This window comes from Ectobacillus sp. (assembly GCF_056992975.1).
This window is the reverse complement of record NZ_JBXKMX010000224.1, coordinates 1-2,259: the sequence shown is the minus strand read 5'-3', so window position 1 is coordinate 2,259 and position 2,259 is coordinate 1. Positions and strand designations below refer to the sequence as shown.

4 protein-coding genes and 1 riboswitch are annotated in these 2,259 nt (G+C 37.1%); of the genes, 3 read left to right on the top strand and 1 reads right to left on the bottom strand.

Annotated elements, in window-relative coordinates; translation table 11 throughout:
- Positions 1 to 69 precede the first annotated feature (69 nt).
- Both AC11ZT_RS10395 and AC11ZT_RS10390 read left to right on the top strand, forming a co-directional pair.
- On the top strand, positions 70 to 249 hold the full coding sequence (locus AC11ZT_RS10395; RefSeq protein ID WP_484059521.1) for a hypothetical protein: 180 nt from the start codon (positions 70 to 72) through the stop codon (positions 247 to 249).
- Between the two features lie 21 nt (positions 250 to 270).
- On the top strand, positions 271 to 966 hold the full coding sequence (locus AC11ZT_RS10390) for an FHA domain-containing protein (RefSeq protein WP_484059520.1): 696 nt from the start codon (positions 271 to 273) through the stop codon (positions 964 to 966).
- 52 nt (positions 967 to 1,018) lie between these two features.
- On the opposite strand, the gene AC11ZT_RS10385 is transcribed toward AC11ZT_RS10390, so the two are convergent.
- Complete coding sequence (locus AC11ZT_RS10385; protein WP_484059522.1) at positions 1,019 to 1,306, bottom strand: YolD-like family protein; 288 nt, start codon at positions 1,304 to 1,306, stop codon at positions 1,019 to 1,021.
- Positions 1,307 to 1,492: 186 nt separating this feature from the next.
- On the opposite strand from AC11ZT_RS10385, the gene AC11ZT_RS10380 reads away from it, so the two are divergent.
- Positions 1,493 to 1,939: a hypothetical protein gene (locus AC11ZT_RS10380; protein ID WP_484059519.1), complete on the top strand. Its 447-nt coding sequence runs from the start codon at positions 1,493 to 1,495 to the stop codon at positions 1,937 to 1,939.
- A gap of 110 nt (positions 1,940 to 2,049) precedes the next feature.
- A riboswitch (SAM riboswitch) is annotated at positions 2,050 to 2,151 on the top strand.
- Positions 2,152 to 2,259 lie beyond the last annotated feature (108 nt).

The window sequence follows — 2,259 nt, the reverse complement described above, 5'->3', positions numbered from 1 at the left end:
TTCTATTGAGCAGATTGTGTAACTTTCATACAATGCTAAGTAAACGAGGTATTGTAAGGAGGCGAACATATGCGTAAAATTATGATTACGCTACTTGCTGTTCTGATAGTAGGGCGTGGATGGGAATGGTACATACAACAAGCATCTACGAAGCCGTTACCTGAAGAATCTCGACTTTTTAGTGAAGACGATATATTGCTTCATCCCATTCGCACTGCAGAGAAGCTAAACATGTATTTCGATAATTGAAGTATTGAGGGATGAGTATGTATGAACCAAATTCAAAATTGTCATAAATTGATTTTAAAGCAAGGTGATCCGTTTCAAGCAGGTTCGTTTATTTATTTAGATAAACCGCAAACGATTATTGGTCGCGCAAATCCATCCTATGACCCGGATTTCTCGATTCATAATCAATTTGTTTCACGAAAGCATTTCGTTGTTTTTGTTAAAGAGGGCATGATGGCGATTCAGGATTTAGGTAGTAAGCATGGAACGGAATTAAATGGAGAAGTACTTATTCCGTTTGAAATATATCCGCTACACGATTCGGATACAATTACATTGGCTAATGGGTTAATTGAGTTACAGATGGAAAAAGATTATGATGAAACGATGGAAATTCCAGGTGAACTCCTTGCTTATCATTTACATAAAGATCGGCTTGAGCTAGATGATATTGCCCAAACGGTTTATTTCCATGACACGAGCATTAAATTATCGCAAAAGGAATACGCCTGCTGCAAAATATTGGCAGAAAATTTAAATGAGTTTGTTAGTAAACAGCAAATTATTGATGCTGTATGGCCTGAGCGTACCTTAGCATGTAATGTGTATGTAGGAACGGAAGAAATGAATTCTCTCATTTACCGTCTTCGCATGAAGGTTCGAGGGTATTTAAAGATAGAGTCTGTATTACGAAAAGGATTTCGAATGTCTAGAAGTGATATACATGAAATAGACTAAGGAAAGAGACACATTTGGTTGTGGTCTCTTTTTTTATGGAGTAGATTTCACTTTACCACTCCTTGCAAATTTCTATGTGGACGACATTTGCTGTGCATATATAACGAACTTTGCCAGCGGTATCGATAATGTGTAGTTGTTGCTTTGTTATATTGTAGTGATGGATATGTCCCGTTAAGTGAAAAATAACACCGCGATGTCGATAGTCAAAGGATACCAAGTTGTGATGCTGCATAGCCTCGCATAGTATCATTTCAACATGCTCATCCGTTTCCTGCACTTTCGGTAGTTGAGTGATTTCTTCCCATTCTAATGTACCTATATCCCAATTTTCATTCATGAGTTTCACTGAGATTCCTCCTTATATAGAACGTATGTTCTTATTTTATCCCTTTTTATAGGAAATATGCAAGTGTTTAAATAAAATAGAGACAGGCTATTTTTTGTAAAAATATTATTAAATTGTCATAGGAAACATCAGTTAAGAAAACAATTTTGATACGATGATAGATAGGAGGGGATTAGCGTGAATCAAGAAACAGAGTGGTTGTTTATTGTGAAGGATCCTATTATTATGAGTGATTTGTATTTATTTTATTCCAATGGACGGACGGGGCTATATGTTGATTATGGAAGTGCATTGGATGTTGCTAGATTTTGCTATGAGAAAGATGGGTTAAAAGGGTTAGATGATTTTAAAACAACGTTCCTATATAGAAAAGAAGAGTTAGAGGAGGCGGTTACGGCTGTTGTTAGTTCCTCTGAAATGGCAATGGAGTTGTTTCAACGTGCGTTGCAAGAACAATATGAAACAACGTTTGAACGTCCTTTTTTATATGTAAAGGAAGACGGAGCGATTCAAAATATGTTTGTTAATAATGGAACAGGCGATAGCAGTGACAAAACGGCAGAAAAGCTGGCGAATGAGCATGAAAAAGCCTTTCGTGAGTTTGTGTTTACAAGCATTGTGTAATGTTATACGGGTAGACTACGGTTTAAAACAGATATCTTTTTAATTCTAATAATTCAGAAAACGAGTTGACATTCAGACGAGAGTTTTATAGAATGTAGATAATTTCATACGTCTTATCGAGAATAGGTGGAGGGACAGGCCCTGTGAAGCCTTGGCAACAGCCGGGAATCGGAATTGTGCCAAATCCTGCAGTGTACTCTGGGAGATAAGAGATATTCAGCCATGTGCGAGTTCGGGTTGCTTCTTTTACCTTTAGGGTAGGAAGCAGCCCTTTTATTTTAAAAAATAGAGAGGGTGAAGAGCATGGGGGAAACATGGAA